This window comes from Pseudomonas sp. CC120222-01a, from assembly GCF_003097235.1.
Classification (GTDB): Bacteria; Pseudomonadota; Gammaproteobacteria; order Pseudomonadales; family Pseudomonadaceae; genus Aquipseudomonas.
In genome coordinates, this window is record NZ_QEQQ01000019.1 from 1 (window position 1) to 15,936 (window position 15,936).

At 62.6% G+C, this 15,936-nt stretch carries 15 protein-coding genes; 3 read left to right on the top strand and 12 right to left on the bottom strand.

The genetic code is table 11. The features are described 5' to 3' along the window. Positions 1-111: 111 nt before the first annotated feature. The 7 genes from N430_RS21465 to N430_RS21495 all read right to left on the bottom strand — a co-directional run bounded on the left by N430_RS21465 (position 112) and on the right by N430_RS21495 (position 9,644). Complete coding sequence (locus N430_RS21465; RefSeq protein WP_110638855.1) at positions 112-1,011, bottom strand: response regulator; 900 nt, start codon at positions 1,009-1,011, stop codon at positions 112-114. Between the two features lie 164 nt (positions 1,012-1,175). Continuing rightward, positions 1,176-1,943: a phosphate signaling complex protein PhoU gene (gene phoU, locus N430_RS21470; RefSeq protein WP_110638856.1), complete on the bottom strand. Its 768-nt coding sequence runs from the start codon at positions 1,941-1,943 to the stop codon at positions 1,176-1,178. Between the two features lie 154 nt (positions 1,944-2,097). Then, the gene (gene pstB, locus N430_RS21475; RefSeq protein WP_110638940.1) at positions 2,098-2,931 is read right to left on the bottom strand and encodes a phosphate ABC transporter ATP-binding protein PstB; all 834 of its coding nucleotides are present in this window, start codon (positions 2,929-2,931) and stop codon (positions 2,098-2,100) included. 73 nt (positions 2,932-3,004) lie between these two features. Continuing rightward, positions 3,005-4,675, bottom strand: coding sequence for a phosphate ABC transporter permease PstA (pstA, locus tag N430_RS21480; RefSeq protein WP_110638857.1), 1,671 nt, complete (start codon positions 4,673-4,675; stop codon positions 3,005-3,007). A 17-nt stretch (positions 4,676-4,692) separates the two neighbouring features. Next, positions 4,693-6,981: an ABC transporter permease subunit gene (locus tag N430_RS21485; RefSeq protein WP_110638858.1), complete on the bottom strand. Its 2,289-nt coding sequence runs from the start codon at positions 6,979-6,981 to the stop codon at positions 4,693-4,695. 139 nt (positions 6,982-7,120) lie between these two features. Beyond that, complete coding sequence (locus tag N430_RS21490; RefSeq protein ID WP_110638859.1) at positions 7,121-8,119, bottom strand: phosphate ABC transporter substrate-binding protein PstS; 999 nt, start codon at positions 8,117-8,119, stop codon at positions 7,121-7,123. Between the two features lie 235 nt (positions 8,120-8,354). After that, complete coding sequence (locus tag N430_RS21495) at positions 8,355-9,644, bottom strand: MFS transporter (protein WP_110638860.1); 1,290 nt, start codon at positions 9,642-9,644, stop codon at positions 8,355-8,357. Between the two features lie 358 nt (positions 9,645-10,002). Here N430_RS21495 and N430_RS21500 point away from each other — a divergent pair, with 358 nt between their 5' ends. Together N430_RS21500 and N430_RS21505 are read left to right on the top strand one after the other, a co-directional pair. Beyond that, positions 10,003-10,401 carry an acyl-CoA thioesterase gene (locus N430_RS21500; protein WP_027917060.1) on the top strand — a complete coding sequence of 133 codons (399 nt, stop codon included), beginning with the start codon at positions 10,003-10,005 and terminating at the stop codon, positions 10,399-10,401. 72 nt (positions 10,402-10,473) lie between these two features. Beyond that, positions 10,474-11,370, top strand: a complete 897-nt coding sequence (locus tag N430_RS21505) for a D-hexose-6-phosphate mutarotase (protein ID WP_110638861.1) — start codon at positions 10,474-10,476, stop codon at positions 11,368-11,370. A gap of 120 nt (positions 11,371-11,490) precedes the next feature. Here N430_RS21505 and N430_RS21510 read toward each other — a convergent pair whose 3' ends face one another. From N430_RS21510 to purE, 4 genes are all read right to left on the bottom strand, one after another. Next, on the bottom strand, positions 11,491-12,024 hold the full coding sequence (locus tag N430_RS21510; protein ID WP_165837374.1) for a DUF3299 domain-containing protein: 534 nt from the start codon (positions 12,022-12,024) through the stop codon (positions 11,491-11,493). Positions 12,025-12,073: 49 nt separating this feature from the next. Continuing rightward, entirely contained in the window at positions 12,074-12,319 is a 246-nt protein-coding gene (locus N430_RS21515) for a GlsB/YeaQ/YmgE family stress response membrane protein (RefSeq protein ID WP_060507722.1), read from the bottom strand. A gap of 97 nt (positions 12,320-12,416) precedes the next feature. Continuing rightward, on the bottom strand, positions 12,417-13,499 hold the full coding sequence (locus tag N430_RS21520; protein WP_110638863.1) for a 5-(carboxyamino)imidazole ribonucleotide synthase: 1,083 nt from the start codon (positions 13,497-13,499) through the stop codon (positions 12,417-12,419). Positions 13,500-13,509: 10 nt separating this feature from the next. Next, positions 13,510-14,001, bottom strand: coding sequence for a 5-(carboxyamino)imidazole ribonucleotide mutase (purE, locus tag N430_RS21525; protein WP_003253304.1), 492 nt, complete (start codon positions 13,999-14,001; stop codon positions 13,510-13,512). A gap of 292 nt (positions 14,002-14,293) precedes the next feature. Here purE and N430_RS21530 point away from each other — a divergent pair, with 292 nt between their 5' ends. Further along, a complete protein-coding gene (locus tag N430_RS21530) occupies positions 14,294-14,935 on the top strand; it encodes a hypothetical protein (RefSeq protein WP_110638864.1) in 642 nt (213 codons plus the stop codon). 3 nt (positions 14,936-14,938) lie between these two features. Here the strand turns inward: N430_RS21530 and N430_RS21535 are convergent, their stop codons facing one another. Beyond that, the gene (locus tag N430_RS21535) at positions 14,939-15,850 is read right to left on the bottom strand and encodes a LysR substrate-binding domain-containing protein (RefSeq protein ID WP_110638865.1); all 912 of its coding nucleotides are present in this window, start codon (positions 15,848-15,850) and stop codon (positions 14,939-14,941) included. Positions 15,851-15,936: the final 86 nt, after the last annotated feature.

Sequence of the window (15,936 nt, forward strand, 5' to 3'; positions counted from 1 at the left end):
TGCTTTTTCATGGTCTCGCCCTCGCTGCCGTTGGCTTCTTCGAACGCCACCGTGGCACTGTGATGCCTCGGCGGGGGCGAGTCCATCGATTACAGAAAAGCGAAGGCCTCGTCAGGCGCCGGGGGTGAAGTGCTTCTGCTGGGTACCACGGGCAATCAGGCGCGACAGGTAGTCGAGCTTCTGCGCATCCTGGTCGACGAACTTGAAGGTCAGCTGCAGCCAGTCACTTTCAGGCTTGGGCTCCAGCGCTGCGATGGCGTGCAGGTAGCCGTTCAAGCGCGCCACTTCGGCGTTCTCACCCTGCTCCAGGTCGAGCACTGCACCTTCCAGCACCTGTGGCAGCGCCGCACTGCGGCGCACCACCAGCAACGCTTCCTTGAGGCTCAGCGCCTTGATCACGCAGGGCTGGGTACCGCTGGCCAGGCGCAACTGGCCCTGCCCTCGCCCGGTCTGGGCCGCAGCCGCCGCTGTCTGTGGCTTCGGTGCATTGAGCAAAGGCTTGGCCGGCGCGGCAGCAGGCGCCGCCACTTTGGCCGCTTCAGGCTTGCCACCGGTCAGTGCACTCAGCGAGTCATTGGCGAACGCGGAATTTACCCGCGCCGGTGCACCGGCCATCAGGCTTTCCAGCTTGCCGATCTTGCTCAGGGCTTTTTTCACCTTGGTCAGCAGCTGTTCATTGGTGAACGGCTTGCCGACGAAGTCGGAGACGCCGGCCTGGATGGCCTGAATCACGTTCTCCTTGTCACCACGGCTGGTCACCATGATGAACTGCAAGTCCTTCATTTCGGGCTGTTGACGGCACCAGGTGAGCAGTTCGAGGCCGGACATCTCCGGCATCTCCCAGTCGCACAGCACCAGGTCGAACGGTTCCTTGGCCAGCATGGCCATGGCCTTGCGACCGTTGACCGCGTCTTCGATGACCATGCCCGGGAAGGCATTGCGCAGGCACTTCCTCACCAGATCACGAATGAACGGCGCGTCATCCACGACCAGCACATTGACTTTACTCATCGATACTCCTCTTGAACCCGACTAGCCTACCGCGCAATGGTGGCCACTTGCCAACTCTAGGGTCACGCCGGGACTTCTTCGCATCGTTCGCGGGTGCCTGCTGATTGCTCTGCCACACACGAAAACGCCCGGCACGGGCCGGGCGTCGATGCTCGGGAGCAATCTTATTTATCGTCAGCTTTGCCCGGAACATTAGCGCTTTCGGCGTCGCCCGCAGTGCCTTCGACTTCTGCCTTCATGCGCTTGAGGCCCATGTGACGCACGTCGGTACCGCGCACCAGGTAGATCACCAGCTCCGAGATATTGCGCGCGTGGTCGCCGATGCGCTCCAGCGAACGCAGCACCCAGATCACGCTGAGCACCCGCGAGATCGAACGCGGGTCTTCCATCATGTAGGTGACCAGTTCGCGCAGGGCGGTCTTGTATTCGCGGTCGATGGTCTTGTCGTACTGGGCCACTGCCAGCGCCAGGTCGGCGTCGAAGCGGGCGAAGGCATCGAGGGCGTCGCGCACCATGTTGCGCACCTGGTCGCCGATGTGGCGCACCTCGACGTAGCCACGCGGCGATTCGCCTTCCTCGCACAACTGGATGGCGCGGCGGGCGATCTTGGTTGATTCGTCACCGATACGCTCAAGGTCGATCACCGACTTGGAGATGCTGATGATCAGGCGCAGGTCGGAGGCCGCCGGTTGGCGGCGGGCGAGGATGCGCAGGCACTCCTCGTCGATGTTGCGCTCCATCTGATTGATCTGCTCGTCGACTTCACGCACCTGCTGGGCCAGACCCGAGTCAGCCTCGATCAGCGCGGTAACGGCATCGTTCACCTGCTTCTCGACCAGGCCACCCATGGCCAGCAAGTGGCTGCGCACCTCTTCGAGTTCGGCGTTGAACTGCTGGGAAATATGGTGCGTCAGGCTTTCTTTGTTGATCATGTGTTCGCTCCGCGAAGCTGCAAGCGCAAGCTTCTAGTGGTTCGTGTCATTCCCTGTGGGAGCGGGCGTGCCCGCGAACACCGGCAAAGCCGGTGCCATACACCGCGGCGCCTGCTTCGCGGGCACGCCCGCTCCCACAGGGGCCGCAGGGCTGCTAGCCGTAACGACCGGTGATGTAGTCTTCGGTCTGCTTCTTCGCCGGGTTGGTGAACAGGGTGTCGGTATCCCCGAATTCGACCAGTTTGCCCATGTACATGAACGCGGTGTAGTCCGAAACACGGGCCGCCTGTTGCATGTTGTGGGTCACGATGACGATGGTGTACTTGGATTTCAATTCGTAGATCAGCTCTTCGACCTTCAGCGTCGAGATCGGGTCCAGTGCCGAGCACGGTTCGTCGAGCAACAGTACCTCCGGCTCTACGGCGATGGTCCGGGCAATTACCAGACGCTGCTGCTGGCCGCCAGACAGGCCCAGGGCGGACTCGTGCAGGCGGTCCTTGACCTCATCCCACAGGGCGGCGCCCTTCAGTGCCCACTCCACGGCTTCATCGAGCACGCGCTTCTTGTTGATGCCCTGGATACGCAGGCCGTAGACCACGTTCTCGTAGATGGTCTTGGGGAACGGGTTGGGCTTCTGGAACACCATGCCTACCCGGCGACGCAGCTCGGCCACGTCTTCGCCCTTGCGGTAGATGTTGTTGCCGTACAGGTTGATGGCGCCTTCCACGCGGCAGCCGTCGACCAGGTCGTTCATGCGGTTGAAAGTGCGCAGCAGGGTCGACTTGCCGCAGCCGGACGGGCCGATGAAGGCGGTCACGCGCTGCTTGGGGATGTTCATCTGCACGTCGAACAGGGCTTGCTTGTCGCCGTAGAACAGGCTCAGGCCCGGCACTTCGATGGCCACGGTTTCTTCGGCCAGGCGCAGGCCCTGCTTGTCGCGACCCAGGGCAGACATGTCGATGCCGTGGGTGTGGGATTCGTTCTGCATGGTCAACTCCATACGCTTTCAATTCGTTTCAAAGGGCCGCCCGGCTGGCAGGCGGCGCGCTTGCAATTCAGGCTCAGCTGTCGAGCGCCTTGTACTTCTCGCGCAGGTGGTTCCGGATCCACACCGCCGACAGGTTGAGGGTGGCGATCACCAGCACCAGCAGCAGCGCGGTGGCGTATACCAGCGGTCGCGCCGCTTCGACGTTCGGGCTCTGGAAGCCGACGTCGTAGATGTGGAAGCCCAGGTGCATGATCTTCTGGTCCAGGTGCAGGTACGGGTAGTTGCCGTCCAGCGGCAGCGATGGCGCCAGCTTCACCACACCCACCAGCATCAGTGGCGCTACTTCGCCGGCGGCGCGGGCCACGGCGAGGATCATGCCGGTCATCATGGCCGGGCTGGCCATCGGCAGGACGATCTTCCACAAGGTTTCGGCCTTGGTCGCGCCCAGGGCCAGGGAGCCTTCACGCACGGTCCGCGGGATTCGCGCCAGGCCTTCCTCGGTGGCCACGATCACCACCGGCACGGCCAGCAGCGCCAAGGTCAGCGAAGCCCACAACAGGCCTGGGGTGCCCAGGGTCGGCGCCGGCAGCGCCTCGGGGAAGAACAGGCGGTCGATCGAGCCGCCCAGTACGTAGACGAAGAAGCCCAGGCCGAATACGCCGTAGACGATCGCCGGTACGCCGGCCAGGTTGTTCACCGCGATGCGGATCAGGCGAGTCACCGGACCTTGCCTGGCGTATTCGCGCAGGTAGACCGCTGCCAGCACGCCAAACGGCGTGACGATCACGGCCATGATCAGGGTCATCATCACGGTGCCGAAGATGGCCGGGAAGATACCGCCCTCGGTGTTGGCTTCACGCGGGTCGTCGCTGAGGAATTCCCAGACCTTGGCAAAGTAGGTGCCCATCTTGCTGAAGCCGGACATGCCGTTCGGCTGGATGGCGTGCACCACCTTGCTCAGGTTGATTTCCACTTCACGGCCGTTGCCGTCGCGGGCCACCAGGCTGTCGCGGGCGAAGGCCTGGTGCAGGCCCAGCAGGCGGTCCTCGATGGCCTTGTAGCGGCTGTTCAGTTCGGCGCGTTCGGCGTCCATGTCGGCCTGGGCGGCGGCGTCCAGCTTGCCGTCCAGCTCCAGCTTGCGGCCGTGCAGGCGCAGGCGCTCGAGGCCATGGTTGATGGCACCGATGTCTTTCTTTTCGAGGGTTTGCAGTTCGCTGTTGAGCTGGTTGGCGCGCTTCAGGCGGGTTTGCAGCTCGTTCCAGGCTGCCGGGCCTTGGGCAACCACGCGGCCTTCTTCCTTGACGCTGACCAGGTAGCCGTAGAAGTTGCCCCACTCGCGGCGCTCCAGGGCCATCAGGTCGGCCGGGCGCTGCTCGTCTACCAGCCAGTCGCCGACTACCCAGGTGAAGTCGCTGCCGTTGAGGTCGCGGTTACCCACCTTGATCAGCTCACGGGTCATGAACTCCGGGCCGTCGTCCGGCACCGGCAGGCCGGCGCCCTTGAGCCGAGCGCGCGGGACTTCTTCCTTCTGCACCACTTCGCCGATGACAACGTGATCGGCCTGGCCCGGCACCTTGTAGGTGGCCTGGATCAGGTCGGCTGGCCAGAAGTGGCCCAGGCCGCGCACGGCGATCACCGCCAGCAGGCCAATGGTCATGATCACTGCCATGGCCACCGCGCCACCGCTGATCCAGACGCCTGGGGCGCCGCTCTTGAACCAGCCTTTGAGGGAATCCTTTTTCACGGATCGCTACCTTTCTATCAAAGCGACGAGTATTTCTTGCGCAGACGCTGGCGAATCAGCTCGGCCAAGGTGTTCATGATGAAGGTGAACATCAACAGCACGAGGGCGGCGAGGAACAGCACACGATAATGGCTGCCGCCGACTTCCGATTCAGGCATTTCCACCGCCACGTTGGCGGCCAGGGTGCGCATGCCTTCGAACAGGTTCAGTTCCATCACCGGGGTGTTGCCGGTGGCCATCAGCACGATCATGGTCTCGCCCACCGCACGGCCCATGCCGATCATCAGCGCCGAGAAGATGCCCGGGCTGGCGGTGAGGATGACCACGCGGGTCAGGGTCTGCCACGGCGTCGCCCCCAGGGCCAGGGAGCCCAGGGTCAGGCTGCGCGGCACGCTGAACACGGCGTCTTCGGCGATCGAGTAGATGTTCGGGATAACCGCAAAGCCCATGGCGATACCCACCACCATGGCGTTGCGCTGGTCATAGCGCAGGCCGAGGCTGTGCTCGATCCACAGGCGCATGTCTCCACCAAAGAACCAGCTCTCGAGGTACGGGCTGACAGCCAGGGCAAACCAGCCGATCGCCAGGATCACCGGAATCAGGATCGCCGCTTCCCAGCCATCCGGGATGCGCAGGCGGATCGACTCCGGCAGGCGGCTCCAGGTGTAACCCGTCAGCAGAATACCCAGCGGCATGATCAGGAACAGGCTGAACACGCCCGGCAGGTGGCCTTCCAGGTACGGCGCGAGGAACAGGCCGGCGAAGAAGCCGAGGATCACCGTCGGCATCGCTTCCATCAGCTCGATCACCGGCTTGACCTTACGGCGCATGCCCGGGGCCATGAAATAGGCGGTGTAGATGGCGGCGGCAATGGCCAGCGGAGCGGCCAGGATCATCGCGTAGAACGCGGCCTTGAGGGTACCGAAGGTCAGCGGTGACAGGCTCAGCTTGGGTTCGAAGTCGGTGTTCGAAGCAGTCGATTGCCAGACGTACTTGGGTTCGTCGTAGTTCTCGTACCAGACCTTGCCCCACAACGCGCTGAAGGAGATTTCCGGGTGCGGGTTGCGCAGGCTCAGCGGCAGCAGCTTGCTGCCTTCTTCAATGATGATGCGGTTGGCGCGCGGCGACAGGGCCAGGATGCCTGGGCCCTCGGCAGCCTGTTCGACCAGCAGGGTGCGGTGCGCGGTGCTGTGGAACACGCCGAGCTTGCCGTCGGTATCCAGGGCGATGAAGCCCTTGCGGCGCTCTTCGGTATCGATCTGGGCGATCGGCGCCTTGCCCATCTGGAAGGTACGGATCTGCTTGAAGCGCTGCTCGCCATCCGGGTCACGGGCCATGAACCACTGGGCCAGGCCGCCCTTGGAGTCACCGATGATCAGCGAGATGCCGCCCACCAGCTGGGCGGTGGCGGTGATTTCGGTGTCGGCGCTTTCGGCCAGCTTGTAACGGCCATTGAGGCTCTTGTCGCGCAGGCTGAAGACATCGGCGGTGGCGCGACCGTTGATCACGTACAACCACTGCTGACGCGGGTCGATGAAGATGTTCTTCACCGCTTCGGTCATCTGTGGCAATTCGATGCGGTTCTGTTCGGTGCTGGTCTCGCCGGTCAGCATGTTCTCGCTGCGCGACAGCTCGACCACCTGCAGGTGCGCACCCGTGGAGCCGGCCAGCACCAGGGTGTCGCCATTGACGTTGACGCTCACGTGCTCCAATGCACGACCCTGCTCGTCGAGCACGAACGGCTCCTGGCCGTACGGGTAGTCAATGCCTGGGGTGATGGTCTTCTTGTTGTCCGGATAGGTGACCTTGTAGGTGTGGTGGAACACCAGTGCCTGACCGTTGGACAGGCCGAGCACCACCAGCGGGCTGCCCGGCTGGTCGGCGCTGATCGAAGCGACCTGGGTGCCTGCCGGCAATGGCAGGTCGACGCGGCTGAGCTGGTTACCGCTCTTGGTGTCGAAGAAGATGGCCTGACCCTTGTCCGAAACACGCATGCCGACCAGGTTCTGCTCTTCAAGGGCAATCATCAGTGGCTTGCCGGCATCCTGTTGCAGCCAGGTTGGCTCCAGGGCCTTCTTGCTGGTCAGCTCGGCGCCCTGGAACAGCGGCAGCACCACATAGGCCAGATAGAAGAAGATCAGCGTGATGGCTGCCAATACGGCAAGCCCGCCCACCAGTACATACCAGCGGGTCAGGCGATCCTTGAGGGCGCGCATGCGGCGCTTGCGTTGCAGCTCGGGCGTATTGAAGTCAATCCGCACGGGCGGGGAGTTTGGGGTCATTGTGGAATTGGCCAGATCATTCATGCGCACACCCTAGCGGTCCCGTATGACAAAAACATGACAGTGAGTTGACGCAAAAAAGCCCGCCGCACAGGAACCCTGGCACCGGACTGGAAAGTCGTGGAAGAGGCCGGGCATCAGCACCGGCCTCATCCTCAGTCAGTTACTTCTTTGCAACGTTGTCCGAGTGGGACAGGCCCAGGTCAGCCAGGGTCTTGTCGACCACTTTGGCCGGCAGCGGGATGTAACCATCCTTCACCACGACCTGCTGGCCAGCTTGCGACAGCACCAGCTTGACGAACTCGGCTTCCAGCGGGGCCAGAGGCTTGTTCGGCGCCTTGTTGACGTAGACGTACAGGAAGCGCGACAGCGGGTAGCTGCCGTTCAGGGCGTTGGTTTCGTTGTCTTCAACGAACTCGCCGCCTTCTTTCTTGGCCAAGGCCACGGTCTTGACGCTGGCCGTCTTGTAGCCGATGCCCGAGTAGCCGATGCCGTTCAGCGAGGAGCTGATCGACTGCACGACCGAAGCCGAGCCAGGCTGTTCGTTGACGCTAGGCTTGAAGTCGCCTTTGCACAGGGCTTCTTCCTTGAAGTAGCCGTAGGTGCCCGACACCGAGTTGCGGCCGAACAGCTGAATTGGCTTGTTGGCCAGGTCGCCGGTCACGCCCAGGTCGCCCCAGGTCTTGACTTCGGCTTTGGCGCCGCACAGGCGGGTGGACGAGAAGATCGCATCAACCTGGGCCATGGTCAGGCCTTTGATCGGGTTGTCCTTGTGCACGAACACGGCCAGGGCGTCGACGGCAACCGGGATGGCGGTTGGCTTGTAGCCGTACTTCTGCTCGAAGGCTTGCAGCTCGACGTCCTTCATCTTGCGGCTCATCGGGCCGAGGTTGGCGGTGCCTTCGGTCAGCGCGGGTGGCGCGGTGGAGGAGCCGGCAGCCTGAATCTGGATGTTTACGTTCGGATATTCCTTCTTGTAGGCCTCGGCCCACAGAGTCATCAGGTTCGCGAGGGTGTCGGAACCGACGCTGGAGAGGTTGCCCGAAACACCGGTGGTCTTGGTGTAGGTCGGGATCGCAGGGTCGACAGCGGCTACCGCGTTGGCGGTGGCAACGCCAGCGGCGGCAAAAGTGAGGGCCGCCATCAAACGCTTCAGTTTCATGCCTTGCTCCTAGCAGGAATATTGGGGTGTTGGATGGAACGGGGCCAAGTATCTGCAGGCCGCATGAATACGATATGACTCAATTGTGACAAATGGATGAAAGGCCATCACTAAAACAGGTCTGGCCTCTTCGCGGCTGAAGCCGCTCCCACAGGGTTTTGCAAAGGCCTCAGGGCCTACACCGTACCTGTGGGAGCGGCTTTAGCCGCGAAGAGGCCAGTAGCCTTGGCGCAGATCAGCGCTTGTTGGCGAGCAGGTACAGGCCAACGGCCAGACCGACAGCGCACAGGCCAGCCACATAGTAGGCAGGCGCCATCGGGCTGACCTTGAGCAGCGCCGTCACCACCATCGGCGTCAGGCCGCCGAAGATGGCGTAGGCGACGTTGTAGGAGAACGACAGCCCGCTAAAGCGCACCACCGCCGGGAACGCCTTGACCATCACGTACGGCACCGCGCCGATCACACCCACGCACAAGCCGGTCACTGCATACAGCGGGAACAGCAGCTCAGGATGGGTCGGCAGGCTGTGGTAGAAGGTCCAGGAGCTGGCCAGCAGCAGCAGGCTGCCGATCACGAACACCCGGCCCGCACCAAAGCGGTCGGCCAGGCTGCCGGCACCGATGCAACCGAAGCTGAGCAGCACGATTGCCAGGCTGTTGGCCTTGAGCGAGTCGGTGGGGCTGACGTGGTAAATGCTCTGCAACAACGCCGGGGTCATCAGGATCACCACGACGATGCCGGCAGACAGCATCCAGGTCAGCAGCATCGACAGGATGATCGGGCCACGGTGGTCACGCAGCACCGCACGCAGCGGCAACTCTTCGGCCAGGGCTTTGCGCTGCTGCATCTCGGCGAACACCGGGGTCTCGTGCAGCCAGCGGCGCAGGTACACCGAGAACAGGCCAAACACACCGCCGAGCAGGAACGGGATCCGCCAGGCGTAGTCGGCCACTTCTTCGGCGCTGTAGAGGGTGTTGATCAGGGTCGCTACCAGCGAGCCGAGCAGGATGCCCGCCGTCAGGCCGGCAGTCAGGGTGCCACAGGCGTAGCCGGTGTTGCGCGCCGGCACATGCTCGGAGACGAACACCCAGGCGCCCGGCACCTCGCCACCGATGGCCGCGCCCTGGATCACGCGCATCAGTAGCAGCAGGACCGGCGCCCACAGGCCGATCTGTGCATACGTCGGCAGCAAACCCATGATCAGGGTCGGCAAGGCCATCATGAAGATGCTCAGGGTGAACATCTTCTTACGCCCGAGCAGGTCGCCGAAGTGAGCCATGACGATGCCACCCAGTGGCCGTGCCAGATAACCGGCGGCGAAGATGCCGAAGGTCTGCATCAGGCGTAGCCATTCGGGCATGTCAGGCGGGAAGAACAGCTTGCCGACCACCGTGGCGAAGAACACGAAGATGATGAAGTCGTAGAACTCCAGGGCTCCGCCCAAGGCGGACAGTGAGAGGGTCTTGTAGTCACTGCGGGTCAGCGGCCGCGAGGGCTGCTCGATACTGCTCGGCACGGAGGTCATCGCTCGTCGTTCTCTTGTAGGTCATGCAGGCCGCTTGGCACGCGGCTTCTGGGTTAGGGCGAGGAGCGAAGATAGCAAATTGCCGAGCTGCGCTGAAAGCGATACAAAATCCATACAGATATTCGTGAATGCGCAGTCGTCGCCTGGCGATTGGCTATATATACTGGCCGTTCGTAGGAAAAGGTTGCTTTAACCGTGGGAAGTTGTGCGAAAACGCCGGACGTGATGTCAGACGGTTTCGCAGAGTTTCCCTATGGCCGTCCAGCGAAACGCAATCGGCGTAGTATGTTGTCAGCTGAATCGTTTTCCCGGCCTTGCGCCCCCCAACGAAAGCGTCACGGGTCAGAGGCCCCATCGCATGATTGAGCTCGAACAAGAAGATCCTATCCCGCAAGGCGACCTGGCCTTGCAGATCACCGCGCTGCCGCGCGAAACCAATGGTTTCGGCGACATCTTCGGCGGCTGGCTGGTCGCGCAGATGGACCTGGCCGGCACCGCCATGGCCAGCCGCGTCGCTGGCGGCCGGGTCGCCACGGTATCCATTGACCGCATGGCATTCCTGGTGCCGGTGGCCGTGGGCGCACAACTGTCGTTCTATACCCAGACCCTGGAAATCGGCCGCAGCTCGATCCGCATGATGGTCGAGGTGTGGAGTGACGACCCGCTGTCCAGCGAATGGCGCAAGGTTACCGAAGCGACATTCGTGTTCGTCGCCATCGATGGCAGTGGCCGAACCCGCTCGGTGCCTCGTCGCTGAGCCTTGCGAGCGGTAAACTCATTGCACGTCACCGAGTCCAAGGGCTCACAGGCAATCAATGAGACGAGCGCAATGGCTACCTTCAAGGTCGAATCCGAGCAACACGGCGAACTCAACTGCTGGCGCATCAGCAGCGACCGCGCCGAACTACTGATCGCCCAGCAGGGCGCGCAGATCCTCAGCTACCAGCGTGTTGGCGAGCCACCGCTGCTATGGCTGAGCGACCAGGCCATCTTCCGCCAGGGCAAATCGGTGCGCGCCGGTGTGCCGGTGTGCTGGCCGTGGTTTGGCAACCTGCAGCGCAACCCCGCATCCGTGCAGGCCATGTACCGTGGCGAGCAGGCTCCCGCCCATGGCTTGGCGCGTACGCGTGACTGGCAGTTGCTGGGCGTCGAAGAAAAAGGTGATGACCTGCACATCGAGTTCGAGCTGCCAGAGGCCAAGGGCGATCTGCCGGACTGGCCGCATGACGTCGAGCTGAAACTGCAGATCGTACTGGGTGATGAGCTCAGCGTGTCCCTGAACAGCCGCAACATGGGCAACAGCCCCGTGACCATCAGCCAGGCCTTGCACAGCTACTTTGCCGTCAGCGACGTGCGCCAAGCGCGGGTCGAAGGGGTCGAGGGGCTGCAGTACATCGAGACCCTGGCTGACTGGGAACAGCGCCAGCAGCAGGGTGCGCTGGGCTTTGCCGGGGAAACTGACCGGATCTACCTGGATACGCCGCAGAAGCTGAGCATTGTCGATCCGCACTGGGAGCGGCGGATCACCCTGACCTGCACCGGGTCGCGCTCGGCGGTGATCTGGAACCCGTGGACCGAGCGGGCCAAGGAGCTGGCAGACATGGCCGATGACGGCTGGCAGCGGATGCTGTGCATCGAGACGGCGAATGTTTGGGATGATGTGGTGGAGCTAAAACCCGGTGCCAGCCGATCGCTGCAGGTCAGGGTTGGCAGCGCCAAGATCTGATGACTGCGTCAGCCTCTTCGCGGGCTCGCCCGCTCCCACAAGGTTCTCCACTGTGTTCAAAACCTGTGGAGATCCCCTGTGGGAGCGGGCTTGCCCGCTAAGAGGCCGGCACAGGAGAGATCAGAGGTCAGCGTCTTCCACCACCCTCACCTTCCCCGCATCCAGCGCATAAGCCGCATCGGCCAGGTCATTGCTGACCTTCTCCACCTTCAACTTGCCGCTGACCCAAAGCGGCGTGTAGATATCATCGATCTTCAGGCCCTTCGGATACCGCACCAGCACCAACTGGTTTGGCGGTGGCGGCGGCACGTGGATGCAGGCGCCTGGGTAAGGCACGAGGAAGAACAAGGTGCTGTTGCCCTTGGCATCGCTTTCCAGCGGCACCGGGTAGCCGCCCAGGCGGATGTCCTTGCCGTTCATGGCGGCCACGGTCTTGGTCGAATACATCACCGCCGGCAGGCCCTTGCTCTGCTTGAGGCCGCCCTTGGCGGTGAAGGTGCCATTGGCTTCCGGCGAGTTGTGATCGATCTCGGGCATTTCTTCGAGGGCCTTCTGGTCCGACTTGGGCATCAGCTCCAGCCAGTCGGTTTCAGGCAACTCGGCATGGGCCAGGGTACTGATCAGAAGCAACGGAATGAGAAAAAAGGCACGCATGAAAATGCTCGGCAACTCGAGATGAATTGCCGGGCATTCTAACCAGTATTCAGCGTTTCTTGATGAATCCGTAGATCACCAGAAGGATGATCGCACCCACCAGCGCACCGATGAATCCTGCAGCTTGGCCAGCCTGGTAGATCCCCAGTGCCTGGCCGCCATAGGTGGCGAGCAGGGAGCCGGCGATACCCAGCAAAATGGTCATGATCCAGCCCATGCTGTCGTCGCCCGGCTTGAGGAAGCGGGCCAGCAGGCCAACGATGAGGCCGATGAAGATGGTTCCAATGATGCCCATGGCAATCCCTCTGAAGTGAAGATGGAACAAGCCAAAGCCTAGACAGCGCTTTGGCTTGTTGCCATTTTCAGAGGGCAGACCCCGAGCAGAAGTTCGATCAGTTGCTGATCAGCGCTTCTACTTCGGCAATCTTGGCCCTCAGGCTGGCCATGTCCTGGCAGCGCAGGGTGGCGTGGCCGACCTTGCGTCCGACCTTGAAGGCCTTGCCGTAGTGGTGCAGGTGGCAGCCGTCGATGGCCACGACCTTGTCTACCGCCGGCACTTCACCGATGAAGTTGAGCATGGCGCTCTCACCGACCTTGGCAGTCGAGCCCAGCGGCAGGCCGGCCACGGCGCGCAGGTGGTTTTCGAACTGGCTGCACTCGGCACCTTCGATGGTCCAGTGCCCGGAGTTGTGCACACGTGGGGCGATTTCGTTGGCCTTCAGGCCACCGTCGACTTCGAAGAACTCGAAAGCCATCACACCGACATAGTCCAGCTGCTTGAGCACACGACCAACGTAGTCTTCGGCCAGGCCCTGCAGCGGATGCGCTTCGCTGGCCACCGACAGTTTCAGAATGCCGCTCTCGTGGGTGTTGTGCACCAACGGGTAGAAGCGGGTTTCGCCATCGCGGGCACGCACGGCCACCAGCGATACTTCACCGGTGAAAGGTACGAAGCCTTCCAGCAGGCAAGGCACGCTGCCCAGCTCGGCGAAGGTACCCACCACGTCTTCAGGCGTGCGCAGAACCTTCTGGCCCTTGCCGTCGTAGCCCAGGGTGCGGGTCTTCAGCACTGCCGGCAGGCCGATGCTGGCGACCGCCGCGTCGAGGTCTGCCTGGGAGAGGATGTCGGCGAAGGCCGGAGTCGGGATCCCCAGGTCGCGGAACATGCTCTTCTCGAACAGGCGGTCGCGAGCGATGCGCAGGGCTTCGGCGCTCGGGTAGACCGGGACGAACTGCGACAGGAAAGCCACGGTCTCGGCCGGGACGCTTTCGAACTCGAAGGTCACCAGGTCGACTTCGTCGGCCAGTTGGCGCAGGTGGTCCTGGTCGCCATAGTCGGCACGCAGGTGCTCGCCCAGCGGGGCGGCACAGGCGTCCGGCGCCGGGTCGAGGAAGGCGAAGTTCATGCCCAGCGGGGTGCCCGCCAGGGCCAGCATGCGGCCCAGTTGGCCGCCACCGATTACACCGATCTTCATGGGTTCAGCCTCAAGCCTGGCGCGGGTCTGGATTGTCCAGCACGGTGTCGGTCTGCTCGGTGCGGAACTGCTTCAGCGCCGCGTGGTACTGCGGGTACTTGGCGCCGAGGATGCTCGCCGACAGCAGCGCGGCGTTGACGGCGCCAGCACGGCCGATGGCCAGGGTGGCAACCGGCACGCCGGCAGGCATCTGCACGATCGACAGCAGCGAGTCGACGCCCGAGAGCATCGACGACTGGACGGGCACGCCCAGCACCGGCAGGTGGGTCTTGGCGGCACACATGCCTGGCAGGTGGGCAGCGCCACCGGCACCGGCAATGATCACCTCGATGCCACGCCCTTCGGCCTCTTCGGCGTACTGGAACAGCAAGTCCGGGGTGCGGTGGGCGGAAACCACCTTCACTTCGTAGGGAATGCCGAGTTTTTCCAGCATATCGGCGGTGTGGCTAAGGGTGGACCAATCGGACTTGGAGCCCATGATCACGCCAACCAGTGCACTCATCGTCGAGCCTCTCCTGCAAGCGCCTTCTGGCGCGCTAAAAGCAACAAGCCACGCAGGTGGACCGGCGTGGCTTGTCATACGGATTCTGAATCGACCGGGTCGGCCGAAGGCGCGGGATTGTAGCGTATTTCTGCGCGGGCCGCCCACCCCCATAAGCACATGTCGGATCAAAGGGCAAGCTGTCTCGCGGGACAACTTTTCAGTGGTCCACCGGCCAAGCGCCAGGCCTTCCAGGTGCCTCTCGCGTCGGCGATACCGGAACCTCAACGCTCCACACAATGGAGGTTCCACCATGCACTGCATCAAACGACTTGCCACGGTAATGTTACTGGCGTGCGCACTGCGCTTGCCCGCAGCCATCGCCAGCGAAACCCTGATCATCCACGTATACCTGCACGATGAACTCGCATCGGTCACTGAAGAAGCGCTGTACTACGACTACCTGAAACACTGGGAAGACGAGATGCACGCATTCACCTCGCAGTCGATCGAGGTGATCTACCATCGCGATATTCCGGGCATCACCGACATCGAATACGCCGCAAGGAACAATGCCAGCTCGACACTTCAGGCATTTCACAACGCCATGGCTGAACTCAGGTTCCAGCACTATCCAAAAGCCATCAACAAGTCGATCCTGGTGACCCAGAACGGCTACGAGCTACTCGACAACGGCAAGACGGTGGAAGGCCTGGCACAGTTCGAAGGCATCAGCGCCATCGCCTCTCGCAGCAGTTTCGCCAACCTGGGGCACGAAATCGGCCACATGCTCGGGGCCACCCACGAGCATGCAGAAACCGTCAGGACGCCGTTGCTGGTCAAATGCGAAACGTATGTCTACCCGGAACGCGCCTGGGACCGCTCGAACTGCTACCGCTACAGTGATGATAATCGTCAGAATATCGTCGCACACCTGCGCAACCATCAACCGTGACGGTCAAGCCTCGCCCTGACTGCCCGCCGACTCGAGCTTGCGCCATAGCAGCCTGACGTTGGCCTTGCGCACCAAGGCGCAGCGATACAGGCGGATTTCCAGCGGCACATGCCACTGAGTGCCGCCACAGATCGCCAGTTCACCCCGCTCCAGTTCGCCGCGCATCGACAAGCGAGGCACCCAGGCAATGCCCATCCCTTCGAGCGCCATGCTCTTCAGGCTGTCGGCCATCGCGGTTTCATAAACGGTGGTATAGCGCAGGTTGCGCTGGCGCAAGAGCAGATTCACCGAACGGCCAAGGAAGGCACCGGCACTGTAGGCCAACAACGGCACGCTGCTGTCGGCTTCAAGGTCGAACAGCGGCTTGCCGTCGGCATCCACTGCGCACACCGGAAGCATTTCGGTGTTGCCCATGTGCAGCGACGGGAAGATTTCTGCATCCATCTGCAAGGCCGCGTCGGGATCATAGAACGCCAGCATCAGGTCGCAGCCACCCTCCCTTAATGCATGCACCGCATCTCCGACGTTAGTCGCAACCAGGCGTGTGGCGATGTTCAAACCATCATTGCGCAACTGGGCTACCCAGCGTGGGAAAAAGCCCGATGCCAGGGAGTGCGCCGCAGACACCTGGATCACCTCACCCTGGCCACCTTCGAGGTGATGCAAATGGCGAAGAACTTCGCTTAATTGGTCGACAACGGTACGGGCAGTGACGAGAAACAGCTGCCCTGCCTCGGTCAGCTCGATCGGTGTGCGGGAACGATTCACCAGGGTCAGCCCCAGCGCTGCTTCCAGGCTGCGTATACGCCGGCTGAAGGCGGGCTGGGTGACGAAACGTCGTTCGGCCGCCTGGGAAAAACTGCGGGTGGAGGCCAGGGCACTGAAGTCCTCCAGCCACTTGCTTTCGAGGTTCATGAAGCAGATCTCCCGGCGTGCACCAAAATGGAACACGCTCGAATGTCAATTGGCGTCACACGAAACACTATGCCGTTTGTGCATAG